Origin of the sequence: Salinibacterium sp. SWN139, assembly GCF_015864625.1 — a bacterium.
Taxonomy (GTDB): Bacteria; Actinomycetota; Actinomycetes; order Actinomycetales; family Microbacteriaceae; genus Rhodoglobus.
Genome location: NZ_JADYWV010000003.1, coordinates 336,762 through 359,180 on the forward strand (window position 1 = coordinate 336,762; position 22,419 = coordinate 359,180).

Annotated in this window: 16 protein-coding genes; 8 read left to right on the forward strand and 8 right to left on the reverse strand. The window is 61.2% G+C overall.

Going from position 1 to position 22,419, the window contains the following annotated elements; genetic code table 11:
• Positions 1-21: 21 nt before the first annotated feature.
• Entirely contained in the window at positions 22-1,488 is a 1,467-nt protein-coding gene (locus tag I6E74_RS11560) for a CdaR family transcriptional regulator (RefSeq protein WP_197125846.1), read from the reverse strand.
• A gap of 115 nt (positions 1,489-1,603) precedes the next feature.
• Here I6E74_RS11560 and I6E74_RS11565 point away from each other — a divergent pair, with 115 nt between their 5' ends.
• On the forward strand, positions 1,604-2,704 hold the full coding sequence (locus I6E74_RS11565; RefSeq protein WP_197125847.1) for an alcohol dehydrogenase catalytic domain-containing protein: 1,101 nt from the start codon (positions 1,604-1,606) through the stop codon (positions 2,702-2,704).
• Between the two features lie 40 nt (positions 2,705-2,744).
• Positions 2,745-4,190: an APC family permease gene (locus tag I6E74_RS11570; protein ID WP_231601518.1), complete on the forward strand. Its 1,446-nt coding sequence runs from the start codon at positions 2,745-2,747 to the stop codon at positions 4,188-4,190.
• Positions 4,191-4,293: 103 nt separating this feature from the next.
• Here I6E74_RS11570 and I6E74_RS11575 read toward each other — a convergent pair whose 3' ends face one another.
• Positions 4,294-5,115 carry an alpha/beta fold hydrolase gene (locus I6E74_RS11575; protein ID WP_197125848.1) on the reverse strand — a complete coding sequence of 274 codons (822 nt, stop codon included), beginning with the start codon at positions 5,113-5,115 and terminating at the stop codon, positions 4,294-4,296.
• Between the two features lie 111 nt (positions 5,116-5,226).
• Here I6E74_RS11575 and I6E74_RS11580 point away from each other — a divergent pair, with 111 nt between their 5' ends.
• Positions 5,227-6,177: a DUF4349 domain-containing protein gene (locus I6E74_RS11580; RefSeq protein ID WP_231604989.1), complete on the forward strand. Its 951-nt coding sequence runs from the start codon at positions 5,227-5,229 to the stop codon at positions 6,175-6,177.
• On the opposite strand, the gene I6E74_RS11585 is transcribed toward I6E74_RS11580, so the two are convergent.
• Entirely contained in the window at positions 6,174-7,214 is a 1,041-nt protein-coding gene (locus I6E74_RS11585; RefSeq protein WP_197125849.1) for an LLM class flavin-dependent oxidoreductase, read from the reverse strand. The two genes, I6E74_RS11580 and I6E74_RS11585, sit on opposite strands and share 4 nt — an antisense overlap.
• A 132-nt stretch (positions 7,215-7,346) precedes the next feature.
• Entirely contained in the window at positions 7,347-8,348 is a 1,002-nt protein-coding gene (locus tag I6E74_RS11590; RefSeq protein WP_197125850.1) for a LacI family DNA-binding transcriptional regulator, read from the reverse strand.
• A gap of 218 nt (positions 8,349-8,566) precedes the next feature.
• On the opposite strand from I6E74_RS11590, the gene I6E74_RS11595 reads away from it, so the two are divergent.
• From I6E74_RS11595 to I6E74_RS11610, 4 genes are all read left to right on the forward strand, one after another.
• Entirely contained in the window at positions 8,567-9,835 is a 1,269-nt protein-coding gene (locus I6E74_RS11595; RefSeq protein WP_197125851.1) for an ABC transporter substrate-binding protein, read from the forward strand.
• Positions 9,836-9,899: 64 nt separating this feature from the next.
• Positions 9,900-10,889, forward strand: a complete 990-nt coding sequence (locus I6E74_RS11600; protein WP_197125853.1) for a carbohydrate ABC transporter permease — start codon at positions 9,900-9,902, stop codon at positions 10,887-10,889.
• A gap of 10 nt (positions 10,890-10,899) precedes the next feature.
• Positions 10,900-11,781 (forward strand): carbohydrate ABC transporter permease, encoded by an 882-nt coding sequence (locus I6E74_RS11605; protein WP_197125776.1) that lies wholly within the window; start codon positions 10,900-10,902, stop codon positions 11,779-11,781.
• Positions 11,782-11,832: 51 nt separating this feature from the next.
• Positions 11,833-14,148 carry a glycoside hydrolase family 3 N-terminal domain-containing protein gene (locus tag I6E74_RS11610; RefSeq protein ID WP_197125855.1) on the forward strand — a complete coding sequence of 772 codons (2,316 nt, stop codon included), beginning with the start codon at positions 11,833-11,835 and terminating at the stop codon, positions 14,146-14,148.
• A 166-nt stretch (positions 14,149-14,314) separates the two neighbouring features.
• Here I6E74_RS11610 and I6E74_RS11615 read toward each other — a convergent pair whose 3' ends face one another.
• The 3 genes from I6E74_RS11615 to I6E74_RS11625 all read right to left on the reverse strand — a co-directional run bounded on the left by I6E74_RS11615 (position 14,315) and on the right by I6E74_RS11625 (position 19,614).
• On the reverse strand, positions 14,315-16,165 hold the full coding sequence (locus I6E74_RS11615) for a S9 family peptidase (protein WP_197125857.1): 1,851 nt from the start codon (positions 16,163-16,165) through the stop codon (positions 14,315-14,317).
• 86 nt (positions 16,166-16,251) lie between these two features.
• A complete protein-coding gene (glpK, locus tag I6E74_RS11620) occupies positions 16,252-17,769 on the reverse strand; it encodes a glycerol kinase GlpK (RefSeq protein ID WP_197125859.1) in 1,518 nt (505 codons plus the stop codon).
• A gap of 69 nt (positions 17,770-17,838) precedes the next feature.
• A complete protein-coding gene (locus I6E74_RS11625) occupies positions 17,839-19,614 on the reverse strand; it encodes a glycerol-3-phosphate dehydrogenase/oxidase (protein ID WP_197125861.1) in 1,776 nt (591 codons plus the stop codon).
• 149 nt (positions 19,615-19,763) lie between these two features.
• On the opposite strand from I6E74_RS11625, the gene I6E74_RS11630 reads away from it, so the two are divergent.
• Positions 19,764-20,795, forward strand: coding sequence for a sugar-binding transcriptional regulator (locus tag I6E74_RS11630; protein ID WP_197125782.1), 1,032 nt, complete (start codon positions 19,764-19,766; stop codon positions 20,793-20,795).
• Between the two features lie 113 nt (positions 20,796-20,908).
• Here I6E74_RS11630 and I6E74_RS11635 read toward each other — a convergent pair whose 3' ends face one another.
• Entirely contained in the window at positions 20,909-22,336 is a 1,428-nt protein-coding gene (locus I6E74_RS11635) for an aldehyde dehydrogenase family protein (protein ID WP_197125863.1), read from the reverse strand.
• Positions 22,337-22,419: the final 83 nt, after the last annotated feature.

The following is a 22,419-nucleotide window of genomic DNA, read 5'->3' on the forward strand; positions in this document are numbered from 1 at the left end:
TACTCCTGCCGCCCGCGAACGCTACCGCTCGAGTGCCCGCAACGCGAGCCAGGCAGCAGTGCGATCATCCGGGTTGTCCATGGACAGCCCCGTGCGTTCTTCTATCTGGTGGAGGCGCGAACTGAGAGTCTGGCGGTGGATCTCAAGCTGCGTGGCAGTGACTCCGAGCGATCCATTCTCTGCGAGGTATACACGAAGAGTGCGGGTGAGCTCGCCGTGCTGACCATCGCGCTCACGCAGCCCGTTGAGTGTTCCCGCAAGACTGGACTGCGCGTCACTGTCAAGCTGATCGAGCACGAAGCGCACTGTCGGCAACGCCTCGTAGCGAACGCGAACTTGAGCGTCGGCGACCGCAACCTCGTGGGCTTGCCGCGCCTCGGAGGCGCTCTGTTCGAGGTGCTCGATCGGAGCGCTCGTACCGATGCCGCAGCGCAGGGGAACGTTGACCTCCCGCGCGTAATCCTCGACCCGCGTGGCCAGGGCATCCACTCGGTCATCACGGATGAAGCCGAGCACCGCTCCGTTGTCGAGAGTCATCACGTGAACCCAGCCAAGCTCGTCGAACCAACGAGTGACGAGGCGCTCAAGGTCAACGGCTTTCGAACGCGAGCTGAGCACGAAGGCCGTCAGCCGGTCTTCGTGCACTCCCCAGCGGCGAAGCAGGGTGCGAGCATCCGCCGATTGCCCTGTCAGCAGGCTCGTAATCATCACTTCGCGTCCGAGGCGGTCAGTCGTGGTGTTGTCGTGGGTGCGCAAGAGCAGGTCGAGCAGCGCAGCGCCGTGCGACGAAAGATCGCGAATGCGACTCATGGCCCCGGCGCGCGAGGCGACTACGAGGTACGCGGTGAGGTCTTCGCTCGACCCCACCGAGTGCAGTTGAAGCCCCGGATGCCGAACTCGCACGGGTTGGTTAAGCGCCACTGCTGCGGCATCCCGCACGTGCAGCGCTCCCGCTCCCGAACTGGCAATGGCGTGCCCTTGGCTGTCGAGCAGCACAGCCCACCCGTCGATTCGATGAGCCAGTTCTGCCATCACTGCCTTCACCCCGCCGCGGCGGGCGATCTGGGTGAGCACTTTGGTTCCGCTTGTGACGAGTCGATCTTCGGCCGCTTGATCTACAGCGAGCGCCGCCGCGATCTCACTCAGCACGGCGCTCTTAGCTCGTGGCGGGCACAGGATGGCCATCACGCCGCTGACGTCGATCAGGCCTTCTAGATCGGCCCCCGATTCACCGTGTCCAGCCACCAATGCAACGGTTTCAACGATCAGAACGCCGGCACGAACGGCCTCTGCACGAGGACTGTCTGGCGCGAGTAATGATTCGATCTCGTCAGCGCTCACCACAATCGCGGTAACAAATTGCGGATGAGCATGAACCGTGAGGTCATCAGCCATGATCACCGAATCGATGGGCGCATTCGCTCGTTGATCAGCATTTTTGAGCGCGCCACCGAGCAATCTCGCCAGGGTACGTACGTCGAAAGCCATTGCTTGAGTGTACATAGTGATGGAATCCCAGCAAGATTTCACATTATTTCATAGTGCCGTGAGATTTTTGCGGCCCTAGCATCGGCGTAATCATCCACGCACTCAGGAGGCACCCATGAAGGCCATCGTCTTCCGCTCCCCCGACCAGCCGCTCGAATACACTGACGTCGAACTCGCTGCCCCCAAGGCCGGCGAAGTACGCGTCAAGATTGCCGCCGCCGGGGTCTGTCACTCCGACCTCCACATCAAGCGTGGCGAATGGGATGCTCCCGCACCGCTCGTCATGGGCCACGAGGGCTCTGGTGTTGTTGTCGAACTCGGCGAAGGCGTTACCTCGCTCTCCGTTGGAGACCATGTTGTGCTCTCGTGGGTTCCGCCGTGCGGCGAGTGCCGCTACTGCCGCTCGGGCCACGAAGCTCGCTGCCAGAAGGTTGCCACGGTCGTTGCCCCCAAGGGAGTGCTCTTCGATGGAACCTCGCGCTTGAGCCGCGAAGGGGACGAGAACATGCACCACTACTTGGGTGTCTCGTCATTTGCTGAAGAAGTTGTAGTTCCAGCATCCGGAGCCGTCAAAATTCGTGACGATGCCCCGCTCGATGTCGTTGCGCTCGTCGGCTGCGCCGTCGCCACGGGCGTGGGGGCCGTGCTCAACACTGCCGCAGTAGAGCCCGGTTCGACCGTGGTCGTTATCGGTTGCGGAGGCGTTGGCCTCAACGTCGTTCAGGGCGCAAAGCTCGCCGGAGCCGAACGCATCATTGCGATCGACGTACGCGCCGAGAAAACCGCCCTTGCCACTCAGTTCGGCGCGACCGACGCCATCGATGCCTCTCAAGTGGATGCTGTGGCCGCCCTCTTCGAGCTGATTCCCGATGGCGTCGACTACGCCTTCGACGCCATCGGCCGCACTTCCACCACGGAACAGGCCATCACGATGCTGGGCCTGGGCGGAGCCGCGGTCATCGTTGGCCTCCCCCCGACGGGTGCTCGTGCATCCTTCGAGCCTCTTGTTCTTGCCGAAGCCGACCAGCGCATCATCGGCTCGAACTACGGCAGCGTTCGCCCTTCTATCGATATCCCTGCGCTCGTCGACCGCTACATGGACGGCCAGCTCAAACTCGACCCGCTCGTATCTGGGCGACGTCCCCTCGCAGAGGCAGCGGAAGCGTTCGATGATCTCGAATTCCGCGGTGCCCTTCGCACCCTGCTCATTCCCTGACACTTCGCGTCACTACGCCCACTCTGAGGAGAGTTTGTTCATGTCAGCACCAACCAGCACGCCACCAACCGCGAGCGCGACCCCCACCGATGTGGGATTGCGCCGCGGAGTAATGAGCGGCCCAGAACTCGCCGCTCAAGCCATTGCCAACATCGCCCCGAGCGCGGTCATCGCGTTCACCGCCGCCGCCATCTTCTTGGGCGCCGGCAACAGCACTGTTTATTCCTTCATCCTGGCCACGGTCGTTATCCTGAGCGTTGGTTACTGCGTAGCCGTCTTCGCGAAGCGTCATGCCTCGGCCGGCTCGCTCTACACCTATGTTTCCAAGGGTCTCGGCCCATTCGGAGCCTACGTGGCCGGCGTCACCCTGCTGATCGGATGCTGGGGAATCGCCGCCGGATCATTGGGAGGTTCCGTCTCGTACATGAGCCAGTTCCTCGTCGCGATCGGGGTTCCCGCTGGCGGTGTTCTCGCGCAGATCGGTCTCGCCATTTTGCTCGGTGGACTCGCGACGCTCTTCACGATTCGTGGCATCCGCCTCTCCGCTCGCATCTCGCTCGTGCTGGAGCTCGTCTCGGTAGCGATCATTCTGATCCTGCTCGTGATGGCTCTCGTCTGGGCTGGAGCAAACGCGTGGGATCCCTCGCAGTTCTCGCTCACCGGTGTTCCCATCTCGGGCGTTGCCACCGGAATGGTGCTCGGTATTCTCGGCTTCGTCGGCTTCTCGTCGGCTGACGCTCTGGGCCGTGAAGCTCGCAACCCGTACACCGCCATCCCCCGCGCCATCATGTGGAGTGCGGTCACGGTCGGCATCCTTTACGTTTTTGCGGCCTACACGCAGGTTGTCATCTTGGGCGATGGTCTCGGCGCGAGCGCCAACCCACTCGAAGAAATCTCGACGACCATCGGCATGCCAGCCTGGTTCGGTCCGGTTCTGACACTCGGCGTCGGCGCCTCATTCTTCGCTGTTGTCGTTGCTCCGCTGAACGTCGTGGGCCGCATCCTGTACGTCATGGGCAAGGAAGGCGTTGTTCCTGAGCGCTTCGGCCGCACCCACGAGCGTCACATGACGCCGCACCGCGTGCTCTTGGTCGCGGGTCCGCTCGCGATCGCTCTCGACGTTGTCATGCTCGCCTTCGGCGTTCACGCCATGGATATCGTGGTCTGGGTCGACACGTTCGGCACCTACGGCTACATGGTCGCGTACTCCCTCGTCGCTATCGCCTGTGTCATCTACACGCAGCGCGAGAAGATCCCCAACGTGCTCGTTTGGATCGCCGCTACCGTCGCCGTCGCGAGCATGATTTGGGTGTTCATCGCGAACGTCTACCCCGTACCGCCGTACCCGCTCAACCTCATCACTTACATCTTCCTTGCGGCCATGGTCGTGGCTGTCGGGTGGTACCTCAACCTTGCCAAGAAGCGCCCAGAAGTGATCGCTGCAATCGGCAGGACTGAAACGGATCAGATGAACGGGGTCGGCTAGCTTCCACTAGTTCGACCACCACAGCAGGCGGCCCCGTTCGAGACTTCGAGCGGGGCCGCCTGCTTACGTTAACCCTCACAACCGGAACTGGGAACGCTTGCTGCTATTTCTCGGCAATCTGATGGCCCGCATCGATGACCTCGACGAGCCGTTTCGCAAGACGTTTACGCACCATGTGGTCGTTGGCCTCTACCCGGTGCATTGTGACGTGCCTCATTTGTTCGACTATGCCCAGAGTTCCGGGAGCAATGAATTGGTCGAGAGTGCCGTACACAATGTCGATCGGCACCCGCACTGCGGCGATATCGCTCACGGTGGTTTGCGTCTCAATACAGTTCTTGAGGCTCAGCACGAAGGCTCGCCAGTTGCGTTCCGAGATATCAAGAGTGTCTTCCGTGCGGAAGAGACGGCGCACCGTATCCACCGAGGCGATCGTGAACTCTTTGTTCGTGCGCAAGAACTCGTAAGCCCGCATGTAGGCTCCTACCCTCGCCCGCACGAGAGGGTCGCCAATTTGATTGGGCGAAACATAAATTGGCGGACTCACCAGCACGAGCCTGCTCACCTTGCTCGGGTGGGCTGCGGTATAGCGGGCTGCCAGAAGACTGCCGAGAGAATGCCCCACCAGGATGAAGGGGGCATCCAGCTTGAGGGAATGGATCGTGGCGCGGATCGAGTCAACGTGATCTTCGATGGTGAAGTTTGAGTCTGCCGGACTTGGTGATTCTCCGAACCCCAAAAGATCGAACGAGATGCAGCGATAGTGGTCTGACAGCTGCGGGATGACGTGGGCGAACGTCACGGCTGATGAAGCGATTCCGTGAAGAAAGATGATCACGGGGCCATCGCCCTCATCGGCGGCGATATTCAAGAGAGGTGCCTTCGAAGGCAGTAGTCTGCGTCGGAGTGCTCCCCAGAAGGTCATGGCCCTAGTATCCCAGCCCTAGGCTGCGGACGGTAACGATCGAGGCGTGACGCGCGAATCGTGACAAACGTTGGGTAGTTTTTTCGAGTCGCGCGGACCTACATTGAAACTATGAGGCGCACACTAACGATCACCACAGCACTGGCTCTCTCCGCTCTCGCACTCTCGGGGTGCTCAGCCGGGATGGGCGAAAGTTCCACGAACGAATCCATCGAGTATCTTGAGGGCGACTTCGAGGACTCGCGGGCGGCGACCAGCGACGATGCGCAAGCGCAGAGTGCCCCGGCCGCGGATGGTGCCCTCGTGAACGAGTCGGACATCAGCCGCGAAGTCATCACGACGGGCTACATGTCCGTCATCGTGGAGACTCCCGAAGATGCCACCGCGGAGGCTATCCGCATCACCGAGTCGGTCGGCGGGCGCGTCGATGGCCGCAACGAATACGCGGCGTCGGAAGGAAGCGGCGGCAGTTCCACCCTGACGCTTCGCATCCCGGCCTCAGAGCTCACCGCCACGCTCGACAAGTTCAAGGATCTCGGCGAAGCGCAGGAGGTGTCTCTCAACGCGGTCGATGTCACGATGCAATCGCGCGATCTTGAGGCACGGATCGCCGCGCTCGAAGCATCAGTCGACCGACTGCTGGCACTGCTCACCACCGCCGAAGACACCGACACGCTCATCCAGTTGGAGACCGCAATCTCCAGCCGCCAGGGCGAACTTGAGAGTTTGAAGTCCCAAAAACGCTACTTCGACGACCAGGTCGCGATGTCCACTCTCACGCTCAGTTTGGTCTCCGAAGCCGAGGCTCCCAGCGTCGAGCCCAGCAACTTCTTTGATGGCCTCGGCGCAGGCTGGGCAGCCCTCGTTGCCTTCTTCTCCGGACTGCTCGTACTCGTCGGCGTTCTTCTCCCGTGGATCGTCTTCCTCGCGATCGTCGCCGCGATCATCGTGATGATCATCCGCTTCGCTCTCCGCTCACGCCGCGTCACCTCAGCAGCGCCCGCCGCCCCTCCGGCCGAGACCGGCGCAGCCACGACGCCCGAGGAATCGAAAGCCGACTAAGCCTTCTCGGCGAGCAGTTCCCGCACCCGAGGGATGACCTCGGTGGCGTACAACTCAATACTGCGCATCATGCGTTCGTGAGGCAGGGTTCCGGCGCTGTACTTCATGTCGAATCGCTGGATGCCGAGGGCAGAGATAGTGTTCGCTATCTTCTGCGCTACGGTCTCCGGCGATCCGGCGTACATGGAGCCGTGCTTCACTTCGCCGATAAATTCGTCAACGCTCGACTCGGGCCAGCCGCGGTCGCGACCGATGCGGTCACGCATGGTCTTGTAGTGGGGCCACATCTCCTCGACGACCTTGTCGTCGGAGTCGGTGATGTAACCGGGCGAGTGAACAGCGATGGGCAGGTCGGGTTGCCCCAACTCGGCGAGCGCGTTGTGGAAGAGCTGCGCATAGGGCGCAAAACGCTCGGGCTGGCCGCCGATGATCGCCAGCACGAGCGGCATCCCGTAGCGGGCCGCGCGCACGACAGACTCGGGGCTTCCGCCGACGCCAATCCAGGTCTTGAGAGAGCCGGATTCGGTGCGCGGGAAGACCTCTTGGTTCTTCAGGCCGGCGCGCAGCGTGCCCGACCAAGTGACGGGCTCTTCCTTGATGAGCTCGGAGAAGAGGTCGAGCTTCTCGGAGAAGAGCGTTTCGTAGTCGGCGAGGTTGTAGCCGAAGAGCGGGAAGGACTCCGTGAAGGAGCCGCGACCGAGAATGATCTCCGCGCGGCCGTTCGACAGGGCATCCACCGTGGCGAAGCGTTCGTACACGCGCACGGGGTCATCGGAGCTCAAGACCGTGACGGCCGAGCCCAGTTGGATGTTCGTCGTCGCGGCAGCGAGAGCGCCGAGCACGGTTTCGGGAGCGGTGATCGCGAAGTCATCGCGGTGGTGCTCGCCCACGCCGAAGTAGTCAACGCCGAGCTTGTCGGCCAGCACTCCCTCGGCTACGACGTTGCGGATGACCTGCGCCTGACTGAGCGGCGCACCATTCTCGTCTACCGTGACGTCGCCAAATGTGCCGAGTCCAAACTGAACCTGCTGATTCACGAGCTCCCTTTCGCTGAGACGCCGATCGCGTCTGTAGGCAAAACCGTAGCCGGGCATCCGCTATTCCACGATTGCGGGGCAAGCACCCGCCACTTGGCGGTGGACGGATGTCGGGCGCGCTGCCGTGGTGAGTTAGACGGAATCGCGCCGCACAAGAGACGTCGGCAGAGTGTCACGAATCGGCGCCTCCCCCGGAGCGGCAATCAACTCGGCGAGCGCCGTAACCATTCGCGCACCGAGTTCTTCGAGCGGCTGCCGCACGGTCGTGAGCCGGGGTTCGAGAGTTGTCGCGATGACAGTGTCGTCGAACGAGACGAGCGAAATGTCTTCGGGCACGCGACGACCCCGCGCTTTGAGCGTTCCCACTGCGCCCGCCGCCATGAGGTCAGACATGACGAATACGCCATCGAGATCGGGATACAGATCGAGTAGTCGCCCCATCGCTTCTGCGCCACCCGCTGTAAGGAAGTCTGACTCCGCGACGAGGGTGCTATCGAGACCGTGAGCGTCGAGCGCCATTTGAAAACCTCGAAGGCGGTCTTGAGACACCCCCATGCCAATCGGACCGGCAATAATGCCGATGCGATGGCGGCCCGCGGCAATGAGAGTCTCGGCAGCGAGCCGGCCTCCCCCCACGTTGTCGGAGTCGATGTACGACAACTCGGAGTCCACCGACTCAACGGGGCGACCCAGAAAGACTACGGGCAGAGCAGATTGCGCGAGCAAGCGCGGCAGCTCGGTGTTGTGCGCTTCAAGGATCACCATCGCACCGTCAACGTGACTGGCTTCGAGAAAGCGCAGAAACTTCTCGTCGCTCTCGTCGTTGGCACGCAGCAGCATCACGAGTTGTTGATCCGTCTTGGCGATCTCCCGAATGGCTCCGTGGAGCGCCATCGCGAAGAACGAGTTGGTCATGCCTTCGATGTTCGTTTCCGAGACGATGAGCGCGACCGAATCGTGGCGACCGCGGGCTAACGAGCGTGCGGCAGGGTTGGGGCGAAAGCCTAGTTTTTCGGCTGCACGCTGCACCGCAGCACTGCGCTCGGGGTGAACCGTGAGCTTGCCGTTGATTGCGCGAGAAGCCGTTGTGCGCGATACGCCGGCCTCACGCGCGACGTCGTCGAGGGTAACCATCTGCACATCATCCCCTGCCTCGTCGTAATTCGTGGAACGCGCACCGCTCGTCGTTGCGAATTTTAGGGAAGCGCAATCTTTTTGTTGTCTTTCCCGACATAAGCCTATACGGTGGCATTACTTCATCAAGGAAGCGCTTCCTCGGATAGCCCTCGAACGCACTTCCCCCGATGGATGCCCCCTCAAATCCCCAATCACACCTCAACGTGGAGGACGTAATGTCAGCGAAAAGAATCGCCAGAACAGTGATCGCGGGAGGCGCAGCTCTTGCGCTTCTTGCCGGATGCTCGGGCGGAGGTGACACCGACGGAAAGATCACTCTCGACGTCTGGACCTTCGGCGGTATGGGCCTCGACGAAGCATTTGCAACGTACCAAGAAGAAAACCCCAACATCATCCTCAAGGTCACCAACGCCGGCGGATCCGACGAACAAGCTCAGGCACTGACCACCGCCCTCGCAGGTGGCAAGGGGCCCGACGTCGCGGCAATTGAAGTCGGCTACATGTCGCAGTTCAAGGCTCAGCCGCAAAACTTTGTCGACCTGCGCACTCTTGGTTCAGACGACATTGAAAGCAGCTTTCTCGACTGGCGCTGGTCTCAAGGCGTCGCCGCTGACGGCTCGGTAGTCGGCATCCCCACCGACGTGGGCGGGCTCGCAATGGCCTACCGCACCGACCTCTTCGAAGCCGCCGGACTCCCCAGCGACCGCGACGAGGTAAGCGCCCTCTGGCCGACGTGGGACGACTTCATCGAGGTCGGCGCAGAGTATCGCGCAGCCACCGGTAAGGGAATGATCGACAACGTTAACAGCGCGATCTTCAACCCTGCGGTACGCCAGGGCAGCGAAATGTACTACGGCGACGGCGACGACGACCTCATCTACGACAGCAACCCCGACGTGCAGGAGGCGTTTGGCTACGCTCTCGACGCCATCGATACGGGCATCAGCTCACGCACTCCGTCGTGGAGTGAAGCGTGGAACGCCGGTATGAACAACGGTGACTTCGCCGTGCTTGCCGCACCAGCGTGGATGATGACGTACATCTCCCAGCAGGCGCCAGACACCTCAGGAAAGTGGGATATCGCAGCGGTACCCGAGAACGCCGGCAACTGGGGCGGCAGCCAGCTCGCTATCCCCGCTAAGTCAGACCACCCCGAAGAGGCATTCGCCTTTATCGAGTGGCTCATGTCGCCGGAGCGTCAGCTCGAGATTTTCCAGGCCCACGGCAACTTCCCGTCGACCCCGGAACTCTACGAAACGGAAGACATCCAGAACTTCACCAGTGAGTTCTTCAACGATGCCCCTGTCGGACCGATCTACGCCAACAGCGTGGCGTCCATCGAGCCGATCTTCGAAGGTCCGCAGCAGCGCATCATCGACACCGCAATCTTAAACTCGCTCTCGCAAGTCGAGAACGGTGAAGAACCTGCGGCTGATGCCTGGTCCACTGCACTTAAGAACGTCAAGACTGCCCTAGGCGGCTAGTGCTCCCGGGGCGGGCTCACTCGCGTGGGTCCGCCCCTTCCCATCCCCTGTCAAGGAGTTCGCCATGGTTCTGTCTGCCCCTCCCCGTTCCACCCCCGCGCCTCAGCGCCCCCAGAGCACCAAGAGCGCCAAGAGCACCGGCCTCAAGCCTCGCCGTCGCATCAAGTCGGCGTCGCGAGTGGATGCTTTTGCCCCCTACATGTACATTGCGCCGTTCTTCGCGCTCTTCGCCGTGTTCGGCCTGTTCCCCACCGTCTTCACGTTCTACGTCGCTCTCTTCGACTGGAATCCGATCGGCGGCCAGACCTTCATCGGCCTGGACAACTTCGTCACCCTCTACGGCGACGAGCGTTTCTGGAACGCGATGCGCAACACCTTCAGCATCTGGATTCTCTCGACTGTTCCGCAGCTGCTGCTCGCCCTCTTCCTTGCTCAGCTACTCAACAACGCTCGATTGAAGTTCGCGAACCTTTTCCGCATGACGATGCTCGTTCCTTACATCACCTCGGTGGTGGCGACAACGATCGTCTTTGCCTCGCTCTTTGGTCGCGACTACGGCCTTATCAATAGCTTCCTCAACTTCTTCGGAGTCGAGTCGATTGACTTCGCGGCCAACACGTTCGCCAGTCACATCATGGTTTCGACCATGGTGCTGTGGCGCTGGTTCGGGTACAACACTCTGATCTATCTGGCGGCGCTCCAAGCGATCCCCAAGGACATCTATGAAGCTGCCGCCATCGATGGTGCGGGAGGTTTCAAACAGTTCTTCTATGTGACGATTCCCTCGCTTCGTCCCGTCATCATTTTCACGATTATCGTTTCCACCATTGGTGGCCTTCAGGTCTTTACGGAGCCTCTACTACTCTCCGCTCCTGGCCTCACGGGCGGTTCCGGTCGCCAGTTCCAGACCCTCAGTCTGTTTATGTACGAGCAAGGGTTCGGCAACTTCCAGTTCGGCTACGGCTCCGCCATCGGCGTGACCCTGTTCGCCCTGATCGTCGTGTTCTCTGTCATCAACTATCTGCTCTCTCGTCGCATCACCTCAGACGACTAAGGACGCCATCATGACTACTTCCACCCCTGACGCTGTCGTCACCACTGCTCCTCGCCTCCGCAAACGTGCTTTCGCCGGTCGCGTGCGCTGGTGGACCTACGCGTTCCTCTTCGCCTCGGTCGCCGTGAGTGCGTTTCCGTTGTATTGGATGTTCGTCGTCTCGACGAATGACTCCGCAGCGGTTTCCCAAACTCCCCCGACTGTGGTGCCGGGCGGTAACTTCTTTGTTCTCGCGGAGCAGGTCTTTACGACTGTGCCGTTTGTGCAGAGCCTGGCGAACTCATTCGTCGTGGCGGGAAGCATCGCGATTTCTCAGATGATCTTGTGCACTCTCGCCGGCTTCGCTTTCGCGAAGCTGGAGTTCCGTGGGCGCGATCCGCTCTTCATCATTGTGCTCATCACGATGATGGTTCCCACCCAGCTCGCGGTGATCCCCCTGTACATGATCATGTCGAACCTCGAGTGGATCGATACCCTTCAGGCGCTGATCGTGCCCGGCATGGCAAGCGCCTTCGGCATTTTCTGGATGCGCCAGCACCTCTCGACCGTTCTCAACAACGAGCTCATGCAGGCGGCAAGAATCGACGGCTGCAGCACCTGGCAGATCTATTGGCGCATCGCCTTCCCCCTCGTGCGCTCCGCTGGATTCGTGCTCGGACTGCTCGCGTTCGTCACGGCGTGGAACGACTTCCTCTGGCCCCTGATCGTCATCCAGTCGCCCGAAAACTACACGGTGCAATTGGCCATCAAGGCGCTGCAACGGCAGTACTTCGTCGACTACGGCCTCGCGATGTCCGGGTCATTCCTCGCGACGATTCCGCTGCTGATTCTCTTCATTTTCGTCGGCCGCAAGATGGTTGCCGGCGTCATGGATGGTGCCTTCAAGGGGTAATCACCTTCCCCTGTCGGCATCACCAATTCGCTTCCACCCCAGAAAGAAACCATGACTCTCTTTATCACCACGCCCGCTGGCGCCAGCGAAACCAACGATCAGGTCGAGCACCTCATCGCACAGATGACCCTCGAAGAAAAACTCGCCCAACTCGTCGGCATCTGGGTAGGCGCTGGCGTCGATGGCCAGAGTGTTGCCCCCATGCAGAGTGCGCAAGACGACGGGGCCGACGACTTCAACGAATTCTCGAAGGACGGCCTCGGCCACCTCACCCGCGTGTTCGGCACCGTGCCGGTCAGCCCTGCCGCCGGTCGCTCCGCTTTGGGCCGCACCCAACGGTGGTTGCGAGACAACACTCGGCTCGGCATCCCGGCGATCGCCCACGAGGAGTGCCTGACCGGTTTGGCAGCGTGGCAAGCGACGACGTTCCCCACTCCTTTGGCGTGGGGCGCAACGTTTGATCCGGCCCTCATCGAAGAGATGGGGCACGCGATTGGCGAGAGTATGGCGAAGCTTGGGGTCCACCAGGGCCTCGCTCCCGTGCTCGATGTGATCCGCGACGTGCGCTGGGGCCGCGTCGAAGAGTGCATCGCCGAAGACCCCTTCGTCGTGGGGGAACTCGGTTCCGCCTACGTCCGTGGACTGCAATCCACGGGCGTGATCGCGACCCTCAAGCACTTCGTCGGGTACTCCAATTCGCGAGCGGGGCGCAACCTGGCTCCCGTCCATGCCGGCCCGCGCGAAGTGGCCGACGTGCTGCTTGTTCCCTTTGAGATGGCGGTGCTGGATGCGGGCGTGGGCTCGGTCATGCACTCGTACGCCGAAATTGACGGCGTGCCCGTGGCATCCGACCCCACTCTCTTGACCGACCTGTTGCGTGAGCGCTGGGGCTTTCGGGGAACCGTGGTGGCTGATTACTTTGGCGTCGCTTTTCTCGAATCGCTGCACCAGGTGGCGAGTGATCTCGGTGACGCGGCCGCTCAAGCCTTGACCGCCGGCGTCGATATCGAGCTACCCACCGGCAAGGCCTACTTGGCACCGCTCGCCGAGAAGGTTCGTAACGGCGACGTCGATATCGCCCTCGTCGATCGCGCGCTGCGCCGGGTGTTGGCACAGAAACAACAGCTCGGCTTGCTCGACCCCGAGTCCGCCGCTTTCTCAGTGGACGCGACTGACGAGGAGATCGATCTCGATCCCCCGCACCACCGCGCGATCGCCGCGGCCATCGCCGAGAAGTCGATCACGCTGCTGAGCGACGGCGGTATTCTGCCGTTGGCTCCGGATGCTCGCATCGCCGTTGTGGGCCCGAACGCTCACCGCACCGCTGCCCTCTTCGGCTGCTACTCCTTCACCAATCACGTGCTCGGACAGCATCCGGATGTCGCCATGGGCATTGAAGTCGAGACTCTGTTCGAGAGCCTTCACCACGACTTCGGTGGGGTGCTCGGCTACGCGCAGGGCTGCGCTGTGGACGACGACGACACCTCGAAAATTGCGGAGGCCGTAAAGCTGGCCACCGCTGCAGAGGTTGCCGTCATCGCCGTCGGTGACCACGCCGGCCTCTTCGGCCGCGGCACCTCGGGCGAGGGCTGCGACCGCGACTCGCTCGAGCTTCCCGGCGTACAGCGCCAGCTTGTCGAAGCCGTGCTCGATACGGGAACCCCGGTGGTGCTCGTCGTCATTTCCGGACGCCCCTACGCCATCGACTGGGCTGCTGCTCGCGGTGCCGCCATTATTCAAGCCTTCTTCCCCGGCGAAGAGGGAGCGAAAGCAATCAGCGGTGCGATCTCCGGCCGCATCAATCCCTCAGGCCGGCTCGCCGTTTCGGTGCCCCGCTCAGCAGGGTCGCAACCGTACTCGTACCTTCACCCGCGCCTCGGCGAACCGAGCGAAGTATCCAACCTCACGACGGCTCCCGCCTTCCCCTTCGGCTTCGGGCTCAGTTACACGAGCTTTAGCTATTCGGATGCGGGCGTCGCCTCCGAGACGATCGCTGCGGACGGCCGGTTCGACATCCAGTTCACGGTGACGAACACAGGCACTCTCGAAGGCGATGAGGTTGTTCAGGTGTATGCGCACGATGTCGTGGGTTCTGTTACCCGGCCCACGCGTCAGTTAGTTGCGTTCACTCGAGTGACGCTGAAGCCGGGCGAATCGCGCACTCTCGCGATGAGCATCCCGACCACGCGCATCGCGTTCAGCGATCGCAGCCTGACGCGCGTCGTCGAACCCGGCGACGTGCGGCTGTGGCTCGGCAGTGATTGCGAGACCGAAGCTGCACCGCTCGGAACGGTCACGATCTCCGGGCCCGTTCACTCCGTGACGACGAACGACAGCCGAAACGTCGATATCACCGTCGTCACCTAAGCGACCTGGCTTTCGGCGGGCGACTGAGCATCCCCCGCCGAAATAGCGGATGCCGCACCGCCCGCACTTGTCCCGCGGGCGCGCGGGCTCCGCGCACAACAGCGCCCCGGTCAAGATGGTGACCGGGGCGCTGCTGGAGCCGATCAGATGATCGGAGAGGGCGTACTTACGCTGCGGTGAGCGTGTTCGATACCGAGATGAGGGTAACGATTGCCGCGTTGATGAAGCCGGCGATGTACGGGTTGTTCGTCTCACGGTAGATCTTGCGCGAGATGACGGCGGTTACGGCCAGGATGAGGATGACCGGGTAGAGCCAGATGCTGAAGATTCCGCCGAAGCCGTCGATCGTGTACCCCGTGGTGAAGAAGTTGGTGTACTGAGCAACGACGAGAACGATGGGTGCCAGAGCGTTGAAGAACGCGAGCAGTGCCGTGTTGATCCACTCCTTGCCGCGGATGGAGAAGCGGTTGAAGGCGTTGACCGCCACCGAGTTCGCCACGAAGTAGATCGCGAAGAGCGGCAGGTACATGAGTGCAATGCCGACCTTGTCAGGCGTGAAGGCCTTGACAGCGACAACCCACCAGCGGAAGTCCGTCTTGAGGAAGTAGTCAAGCACGAAGACGATCGCGTACGCCGAAACAACGACGACAAACGACAGACCGAGTCCGTGGAAGAACTTCTTCCAGCCAGGCAGCACTCCAGAGGCACGAAGGTCGAGACCGTTCTTGCGCCCGAAGACCAGGTACGAGATCGTCATGATGATGATCGCGGCAATGGCGTTGACCGCAGCCCAGAAGGCGACGAAGAACACAGCGCCCTGAGGCATGAAGAACTGAACAGCGTTGAACGCAATCGCGCCCACCCACGGGGTGTTAGCGAGGATCAACCAGCTCCAACCGGAGATGATTGCCGAAACAACCAGTCCGCCCCAGAACCACGCGAGTCCCTTGCGGGTAGCGGGCACCACTGCTGCTGCAGGGGTACGGAGCCCAGCGAAGGCGCGGGTCGAGAGCATGGCACGCGTGAACGCGAGCAGGAAGATTCCGAAGCCGATCAGACCGAAGAGCGTGAAGGTCTCCTTGACCTGCCACACCTGTGAGCCCGAGGCGATCTCGTTGGGAGCACCGAATGCTTCTTGGAAGAACTCGATCTGGCTAGCAACCGTTGTCTGGGAGATGGTTCCCCACGGGTGGTTTTGTGCTGGCGTGTAGACAATACGGAGAGCATCCGTGCCATCGACGGAGTCGGTGTAGAACTCGCTCGCTTCGCGAACGTCAGAGGAAACCTCTTCCGGGTTTGCACCGAAGTGGAGGAACGACTGAGCGTTCGGGGTTCCGATGTAGTCGCGCGGCGGCGTGAGAACTTCGCCCTCGGGGCTGTAGCTGCGGAAGAAGAACTCGTCGTACTGGTCAGCAACGATTCCGACATCGCGGGCACCGTAGAGGTTGAAGTACGCGTTATCAGCTTCGGCATCCGTGTAGACGGCGTCGTTGTCGACGAGCAGGATGGCCGAGATGAGCTGTTCGTCAGCGGCGTTGTCGAGCACGGTCGAGAAGTTTGCTGCGCGCGCACCGTTCGAGTGACCGCTCACACCAATCTTGTCGGTGTCAACGTAGGGGAAGTCGGCGACGAGCTTCACAGCGTCGTACATACCGGTTCCGCCGAGCGTGACGTCCGTGGTCAGCGGCGAAGAGTTGCCGTGGCCGTACATGTCGATCGACACGACAACGTAACCGCGACGGGCAAGCTCAACGTAGTTGGCGTCTTGCATTTCGCGGTTGTTCCACCAACCGTGGCTCACCACGATGACCGGAGCCTTGTTGTCGACGGTTGCCGAGTCGGGCTTGAAGAGCAGTGCGCTCATCGTCTGACCCGACGAGGTCTCCCAGTTCATGTCCTTCACGCTGATGGAGCCTGCACCGGTTTGAACGATGGACGCACCAATGGAGGTGACCACCATCATGACTAGCGAGAGAACGAGCCAGAAGCTGTTCCTCTTTACTAACGAGGTTTTCATTGATTCCCTACCCCTTCGTGGGTATCGATTGCTGTGTGGTTATGAACGTGACTGACAGCACGTCCGTCATGGGTAAATCAGGCAGATTAGGTCTCCACGTCCTCATCAACCCAGCCCATGGTCTTGGTTACCGCTTTTTTCCAGTTGCGGTAAAGCTGATCTCTCTCGAGGCGCGCCATTTGCGGCTTCCACCTCTTGTCTTCGTTCCAGGTCGACAGCACATCGTGCTCGCTCTCCCAGAAACCGATCGCGATCCCGGCTGCAAAGGCGGCGCCGAGGGCGGTGGTTTCGGTGATGCGGGGGCGGATGACATCCACGCCCAGCTGGTCAGCCTGAAACTGCATGAGAAGTTCGTTTGCCACCATGCCGCCGTCGACGCGGAGCTCCGCGAGGTCGACTCCGGCATCCGCATTCATGGCGTCCATGACCTCGCGCGTTTGGTACGCGGTGGCTTCGAGCGCTGCACGAGCGATGTGGTTCTTGGTGACGTAACGGGTGAGTCCGAGAAGGGCTCCCCGAGCATCCGGTCGCCAGTAAGGAGCGAAGAGGCCGGAGAAGGCCGGCACGAAGTAGGCGCCACCGTTGTCTTCGACTTCGAGAGCGAGACGTTCGATATCAGGGGCGTCGGCGAACATGCCGAGGTTGTCGCGCAGCCACTGCACGAGCGATCCGGTGACAGCGATCGACCCTTCGAGGGCATAGACCGGAGCAGCATCACCGATTTTGTAGCAGACGGTCGTGATGAGGCCATTGTTGCTGTGCACGCGCTTGGTGCCCGTGTTGAGCAGCAAGAAGTTGCCGGTGCCGTAAGTGTTCTTAGCCATTCCTTCGTTGAAGCACGCCTGACCAAACGTGGCCGCCTGCTGGTCTCCGAGGATGCCCGCAATGGGCACTCCGGGCAGCGAACCGTGATCGCGGCAGTGGCCGAAGATCTCGCTCGATGAACGAATTTCGGGCAGCATCGACATCGGGATACCCATATCGGCGGCGATATCTTCACGCCACTGCAGGGTGTCAAGGTCCATCAGCATGGTGCGGGATGCGTTGGTCACGTCGGTCGCGTGCACTCCCCCGTCGATACCGCCGGTGAGGTTCCAGAGCAGCCACGTGTCAATGGTTCCGAAGAGCAGTTCACCGCGGTCGGCCGCTTCTTGAGCACCGTCGATGTAGCGGAGAATCCAGGTGACCTTGGGTCCGGCGAAGTACGGTGCGAGCGGAAGGCCAGTGATGGCTTTGTACTTTTCGAGTCCCTCGGCGCCCGCGAGCTCGTTCACGATGTGCTGAGTGCGAGTGTCTTGCCAGACGATTGCGTTCGTGACCGGCTTGCCCGTGAGCTTGTTCCACACCACCGTGGTTTCACGCTGGTTGGTAATGCCGACGGCGGCGATGTCCTGGTACGTGAGGTTCGCACGCGACAGCGAAAGGCCTACTGTCTCTCGAACGTTGTCCCAGATTTCCATCGGGTCATGTTCGACCCAGCCGGCGCGTGGAAATATCTGTTCGTGTTCGAGCTGCCCGTTCGAGACGATACGCGCGTCATGATCAAAGATGATCGAGCGAGAGCTCGTCGTTCCCTGGTCAATTGACAAGATGTACTGTGTCATTTTTGGCGTATCTCCATTGATCGTCTGTACTTCTGTAGGGCAGTTTCGTGCCCGGTTTCAGTAGTTCGGTTACTTCGATTCGAGTGCTGCGGGCGGGGTAACGAGCGGCACGATTTGCGGTGCTGCTTCGCGCACGGTGGATGCGGCTTCGTCATCGCGGGTGAGCGCGGCAGCAGCCACGGCATCCGCCATCTGGTGGTACACGGCAACTTCGTGAGCGGTGGTCTGCTCGTCCCAACCGAGCAAGCTCGCTGCGATTTCAGCGACCTCCGGCACGGCGGCCATTCCCTCGTTGAGGTACTCGTAGTTCATTCGAGTGCGTCGCGTCATGAGATCTTCGAGGTGCAAAGCGCCTTCATGCGTGATGGCGTAGGCGATCTCGGCACGAAGGTAAGCGGACGCGTGCGTGAGCGGCTTGCCCATCGTTGCGTCAGCATCCGCCATTGCAGCGATTTCGCTGATGTTTGCGCCATAGCGGTGCAGGAGGTGGTCGATCATCTGATCGCTCCAGCCGTACGTGGCGCTGAGGCCGGCGGCACTAGCGCGGGCCTCTTCGAGACCGTCAGCACCGAGAAGCGCAACACGAGCGGTGGTCGAAGGGTTAGCTTTGGCAGCGTCTTTGCCGATGGCAAAGTCGACGGCATCCTTGGCCATGACGCGGTAGGTGGTGAACTTTCCGCCGGCAATCACGGTGAGGCCGGGGATGGGCGACGCCACGGTGTGCTCGCGCGACACCTTGGCAGAGTTGGTGCCTTCCATCGTGCCGGGCTGCAGCAGGGGGCGAAGACCTGCCCAGGTGCCGATCACGTCGGTGCGGTCGATGGGGTGGGCGAGAACGGCGTTCGCTTCGGCGATGACGTAGTCAATGTCGTCGGCAGTCGCTGCGGGGTTGAGCAGGTTTTCTTTCCACGGGGTGTCCGTGGTGCCGATGACCCAGTAACGCGACCACGGAATAACGAAGAGCACGCTCTTGGACGTCTGCAAGATCAGCCCAGCTTCACCCTTGATGCGTTCACGAGGAACAACAATGTGGATGCCCTTGGAGGCCAGCACCTTGAGTCCGCCGCTTTCGTGGGCGAGCTCTTGGGTCTCGCCCGTCCAGACGCCGGTGGAGTTAATGACGGCCTTGGCGCGAACGGGGAAGGTCTTTCCGGTTTCGAGGTCGACCATGACGGCACCGTTGACGGCGCCATCCTCGTTGTGAGTGATTTCAATGACCTGGGTGCGGCTGGCTGCTGCCGCGCCGTGGGCGGAAGCGGTGCGGATGACGCTCACGACATAGCGAGCATCATCGACGTTGGCATCCCAGTATTCGATCGCACCAACGGCAGCGTCGTGAGCGAGGCCGGGGAATCGAGCCGCGAGTTGCTTGCGCGACAGGTGGCGGTGCCACGGCACGCTGCGCTTGCCGCGAGAGTTCTTGACCGTGACGGACGCGAGGAAGTCGTAGAGGGCGATACCGGCGCCGACGAAAGCGCGCTCCCACACGTGGTGGCGCAGCGGGTAAAGGAAGGGCAGCGGACGCACGAGGTGCGGTGCCACATTGTTCAGCAGCAGATCGCGCTCGGTGAGGGCTTCGTGCACGAGCTTGAAGTCGAGCATCTGCAGGTAGCGCAGTCCACCGTGGATGAGCTTGCTGGCGCGGCTGGAGGAACCCGCGGCCCAGTCTTGGGCTTCGACAACGACGGTGTCGAGACCCCGAGTTGCGGCATCCAGTGCGATTCCCGCACCGGTGATTCCTCCACCAATAACGAGCACGTCAAGCTCACGACCCGGCTGTGCACTATCAACGAGGCGCTGGATAGCGCTGTCGCGGGTTTCTCGAGTGAGGGACTGATCAGCCATGAACAATGCTCTTCTAACGTGTGGTGGTGGTACCGCCGAGGGCGGCTGTGAATCCTCTGAGATGAGTCACGTTGAGCAGCGTATTACGGTAGCTATACCCCATGACAAACTGAGCAGCACATCTGCACGAACGTGCAAGGATGGAAGGCATGGAACGCGAAGAGGCAATGCTGTCGGCATCATCGATGTATTACTTGCAAGACATCAAGATGGACACCATCGCCAACCACCTACATATGTCGCGCTCGAGCGTGTCTCGGCTGCTTCGAGATGCTCGCGAAAGTGGTCTCGTTGAGATCACTCTGCGCCCCACCCCCACGCGCGGTCCCGGTCTCGCGAAAAAGATCGAGGGTTGCTTCGGCGTCGAGACCCACGTTGTCCCGGTTGCTGACCTGGCGGATGAGGCAGAACGGCTCGATCAAGTGGCCCGTGCCACCGCCAGAATGGTGACCAGCTGGTTCGACTCCGACATGATTATGGGGGTTGCTTGGGGTACCACTTTGGCCGCGATCTCCAAGTATTTAGGCAAAAAACCCACCCGGGGAAGCGCCGTTGTTCAGCTCAATGGTGCGGCGAACGTGCGCACCTCGGGAGTCGAATACGCGGGTAATCTGATCGCCAACTTCGGTGACGCCTTCGATGCCCAGGTGCACCTTTTCCCAGTGCCCGCGTTCTTCGATTACGCGGAAACCCGCAACGCGATGTGGTCAGAGCGGTCAATTGTGCGCGTGCTCGAATATCAGCGCCGAGCCGATATTGCGCTGTTCTCGATCGGTGCGATTGCGGGAGAGGTGCCCAGCCACGTCTACTCCGCCGGCTACCTCGAAGCCGGAGACATCGCCACCCTCGACAGCGAAGGGATTGTGGGCGACGTGTGCACCATTTTCTTGCGTGAAGATGGCACCTACGAAGACCTCTCGATGAACGCACGTGCAACGGGACCGACCCCCGCCGAACTGCGGTCAATCCCCCGCCGCATCTGCGGCGTCGCCGGCGACAACAAGGTCATTCCGCTACTCGCAGCTCTGCGGGCAGGCGTTATTACTGACCTCGTAATCGATGAACAGACCGCGACGAGACTCGTCGAACACGTTCTCGAGCTCAAGGATGGCGCGGCATCCGACGGCGAAATCGCCTTCCAAGGCGAGCAGCGCAACGATGAGGCGGGTACCCCGAGCTAGGGCTCGTGGTATCCGCCTCAGTTTTCAGTTCGAAGTGCGCTCGCTAGTGTGGTTGGAAGAAAATGATCGTCTTGAGGTTTTACCGCGCTTCGTAGCGTGGCACTATCGAACGGTCATACGCGCGGAGGCCCTGCGACGACTTGAAGTTCGGTGAAACCGTGAAGCCCCCAGGGACCATTCTCAACGCCGACACCGCTCCACTTATGCCCGCCGAACGGGAGGTGCGGCCGCACACCACGCCCGTGCTCGTTGATCGAAACCTGACCGGCATCGAGCTCGCCGGCGATGCTATAGGCACGCTCCGGATCACCCGACCAAACGGATGCCGTCAATCCGTACTCACTCTTGTTTGCACGCTTGATTGCGTCATCGATATCGGTGTATGACAAAACGGGCAACACAGGCCCGAACTGCTCTTCAGCAACGACCCGTGTGCTGTCAGAAACATTGTCGAGAATCGTAGGTTGGAAGAAGTATCCGTCCCTGTCGATTCGTGAGCCCCCAGCAACGGTGCGTGCGCCGTTGCTTGTCGCATCCTCGACCAGCTCCGCCACGCGGCTCAACTGGGGTTCGTTGTTGATCGGGCCGAGCTGTGCTCCGGCCACAGTGCCGTCATCGACCTTCACGGAGCGAGCAATCTCACCCAGTGCTTCGGTGAGCTCAGCGCGAATGCTCTCGTGCGCGTAAACCCTCTTGACGGCATAGCAGAGTTGACCGTTGTTGTAAAAGGCATTCCAGAACAAAGTCTCGGCTACCTCGGAGACGTTTACGTCCGGAAGGATGATCGCCGGGTCGTTGCCGCCCAGTTCCAGAGTGACGCGCTTGAGGTCATCCGCTGCGTTAAGGGCGACGATCTTGCCAATCTCAGTGGAGCCCGTGAAACTCACCTTGCGCGGAATTGGATCCGAGACCATAGCCGACCCCAGGGTTCCCGAGACCACGTTGAGCACGCCGTCCGGAACGATCCCGCGGAAAAGCTGCCCCAGCGCAAGAGTTGACATAGGGGTGAATTGCGATGGCTTGACCACCACGGTGTTGCCCGCACGAAGCGCCGGGGCGATCTTCCAGACGGCGAGTGCGATAGGGAAATTCCAGGGAGTGATCGCGCTGACGACTCCGAGCGGGCGCCGGAAGATTTCTTCGTAACCGGCTGCATCATCGCGGATCACCTCGCGCGGAATCTCTAACTCTGCGTAGTAATCGAACCATGCAGCCGCGGCCATCAGTTCGCTCGCCGCCACATCCAATGGCTTCCCCTGCTCGGCAGTGAGAATGGGCGCAATCGAACTGACTCCGTTCCGAACCGCGTTCGCCATCTCTCTGAGCACTTCGCGGCGGTAGTTGTCGTCCCTCTTCCACGTAGCAAAAGCAGACTGAGCCACTTCGAAGACACCGTGGAGCTGCTCTGCGGTGATCGAGGGTGCCTCCGCAAAAAAGCGACCCGTCGCTGGGTTAATGACAGAGAAGGAACTGGACGCGTTAAGGTCCTTTCCGCCACTGGTGGCCGCAATTTTCAGCATCTGCGTGTCGGAAATCGTCATTGAAATCTTCCTCTCGTAACCGAGGTCATCGACTCCGACGACCTGGTGTTGCTAAACCCTTTGACGCCGTTGAAAGCGTACTC

What these genes read in the sequence shown, in the direction of transcription:
- I6E74_RS11610 (WP_197125855.1), top strand. Translation starts at nt 11,833, where the DNA reads ATGACTCTCTTTATCACCACGCCCGCTGGCGCCAGCGAAACCAACGAT.
- I6E74_RS11605 (WP_197125776.1), top strand. Translation starts at nt 10,900, where the DNA reads ATGACTACTTCCACCCCTGACGCTGTCGTCACCACTGCTCCTCGCCTC.
- I6E74_RS11595 (WP_197125851.1), top strand. Translation starts at nt 8,567, where the DNA reads ATGTCAGCGAAAAGAATCGCCAGAACAGTGATCGCGGGAGGCGCAGCT.
- I6E74_RS11575 (WP_197125848.1), bottom strand. Translation starts at nt 5,115, where the DNA reads ATGACCTTCTGGGGAGCACTCCGACGCAGACTACTGCCTTCGAAGGCA.
- I6E74_RS11565 (WP_197125847.1), top strand. Translation starts at nt 1,604, where the DNA reads ATGAAGGCCATCGTCTTCCGCTCCCCCGACCAGCCGCTCGAATACACT.
- glpK (WP_197125859.1), bottom strand. Translation starts at nt 17,769, where the DNA reads ATGACACAGTACATCTTGTCAATTGACCAGGGAACGACGAGCTCTCGC.
- I6E74_RS11635 (WP_197125863.1), bottom strand. Translation starts at nt 22,336, where the DNA reads ATGACGATTTCCGACACGCAGATGCTGAAAATTGCGGCCACCAGTGGC.
- I6E74_RS11570 (WP_231601518.1), top strand. Translation starts at nt 2,745, where the DNA reads ATGTCAGCACCAACCAGCACGCCACCAACCGCGAGCGCGACCCCCACC.
- I6E74_RS11600 (WP_197125853.1), top strand. Translation starts at nt 9,900, where the DNA reads ATGGTTCTGTCTGCCCCTCCCCGTTCCACCCCCGCGCCTCAGCGCCCC.
- I6E74_RS11615 (WP_197125857.1), bottom strand. Translation starts at nt 16,165, where the DNA reads ATGAAAACCTCGTTAGTAAAGAGGAACAGCTTCTGGCTCGTTCTCTCG.
- I6E74_RS11590 (WP_197125850.1), bottom strand. Translation starts at nt 8,348, where the DNA reads ATGGTTACCCTCGACGACGTCGCGCGTGAGGCCGGCGTATCGCGCACA.
- I6E74_RS11625 (WP_197125861.1), bottom strand. Translation starts at nt 19,614, where the DNA reads ATGGCTGATCAGTCCCTCACTCGAGAAACCCGCGACAGCGCTATCCAG.
- I6E74_RS11630 (WP_197125782.1), top strand. Translation starts at nt 19,764, where the DNA reads ATGGAACGCGAAGAGGCAATGCTGTCGGCATCATCGATGTATTACTTG.
- I6E74_RS11580 (WP_231604989.1), top strand. Translation starts at nt 5,227, where the DNA reads ATGAGGCGCACACTAACGATCACCACAGCACTGGCTCTCTCCGCTCTC.
- I6E74_RS11560 (WP_197125846.1), bottom strand. Translation starts at nt 1,488, where the DNA reads ATGGCTTTCGACGTACGTACCCTGGCGAGATTGCTCGGTGGCGCGCTC.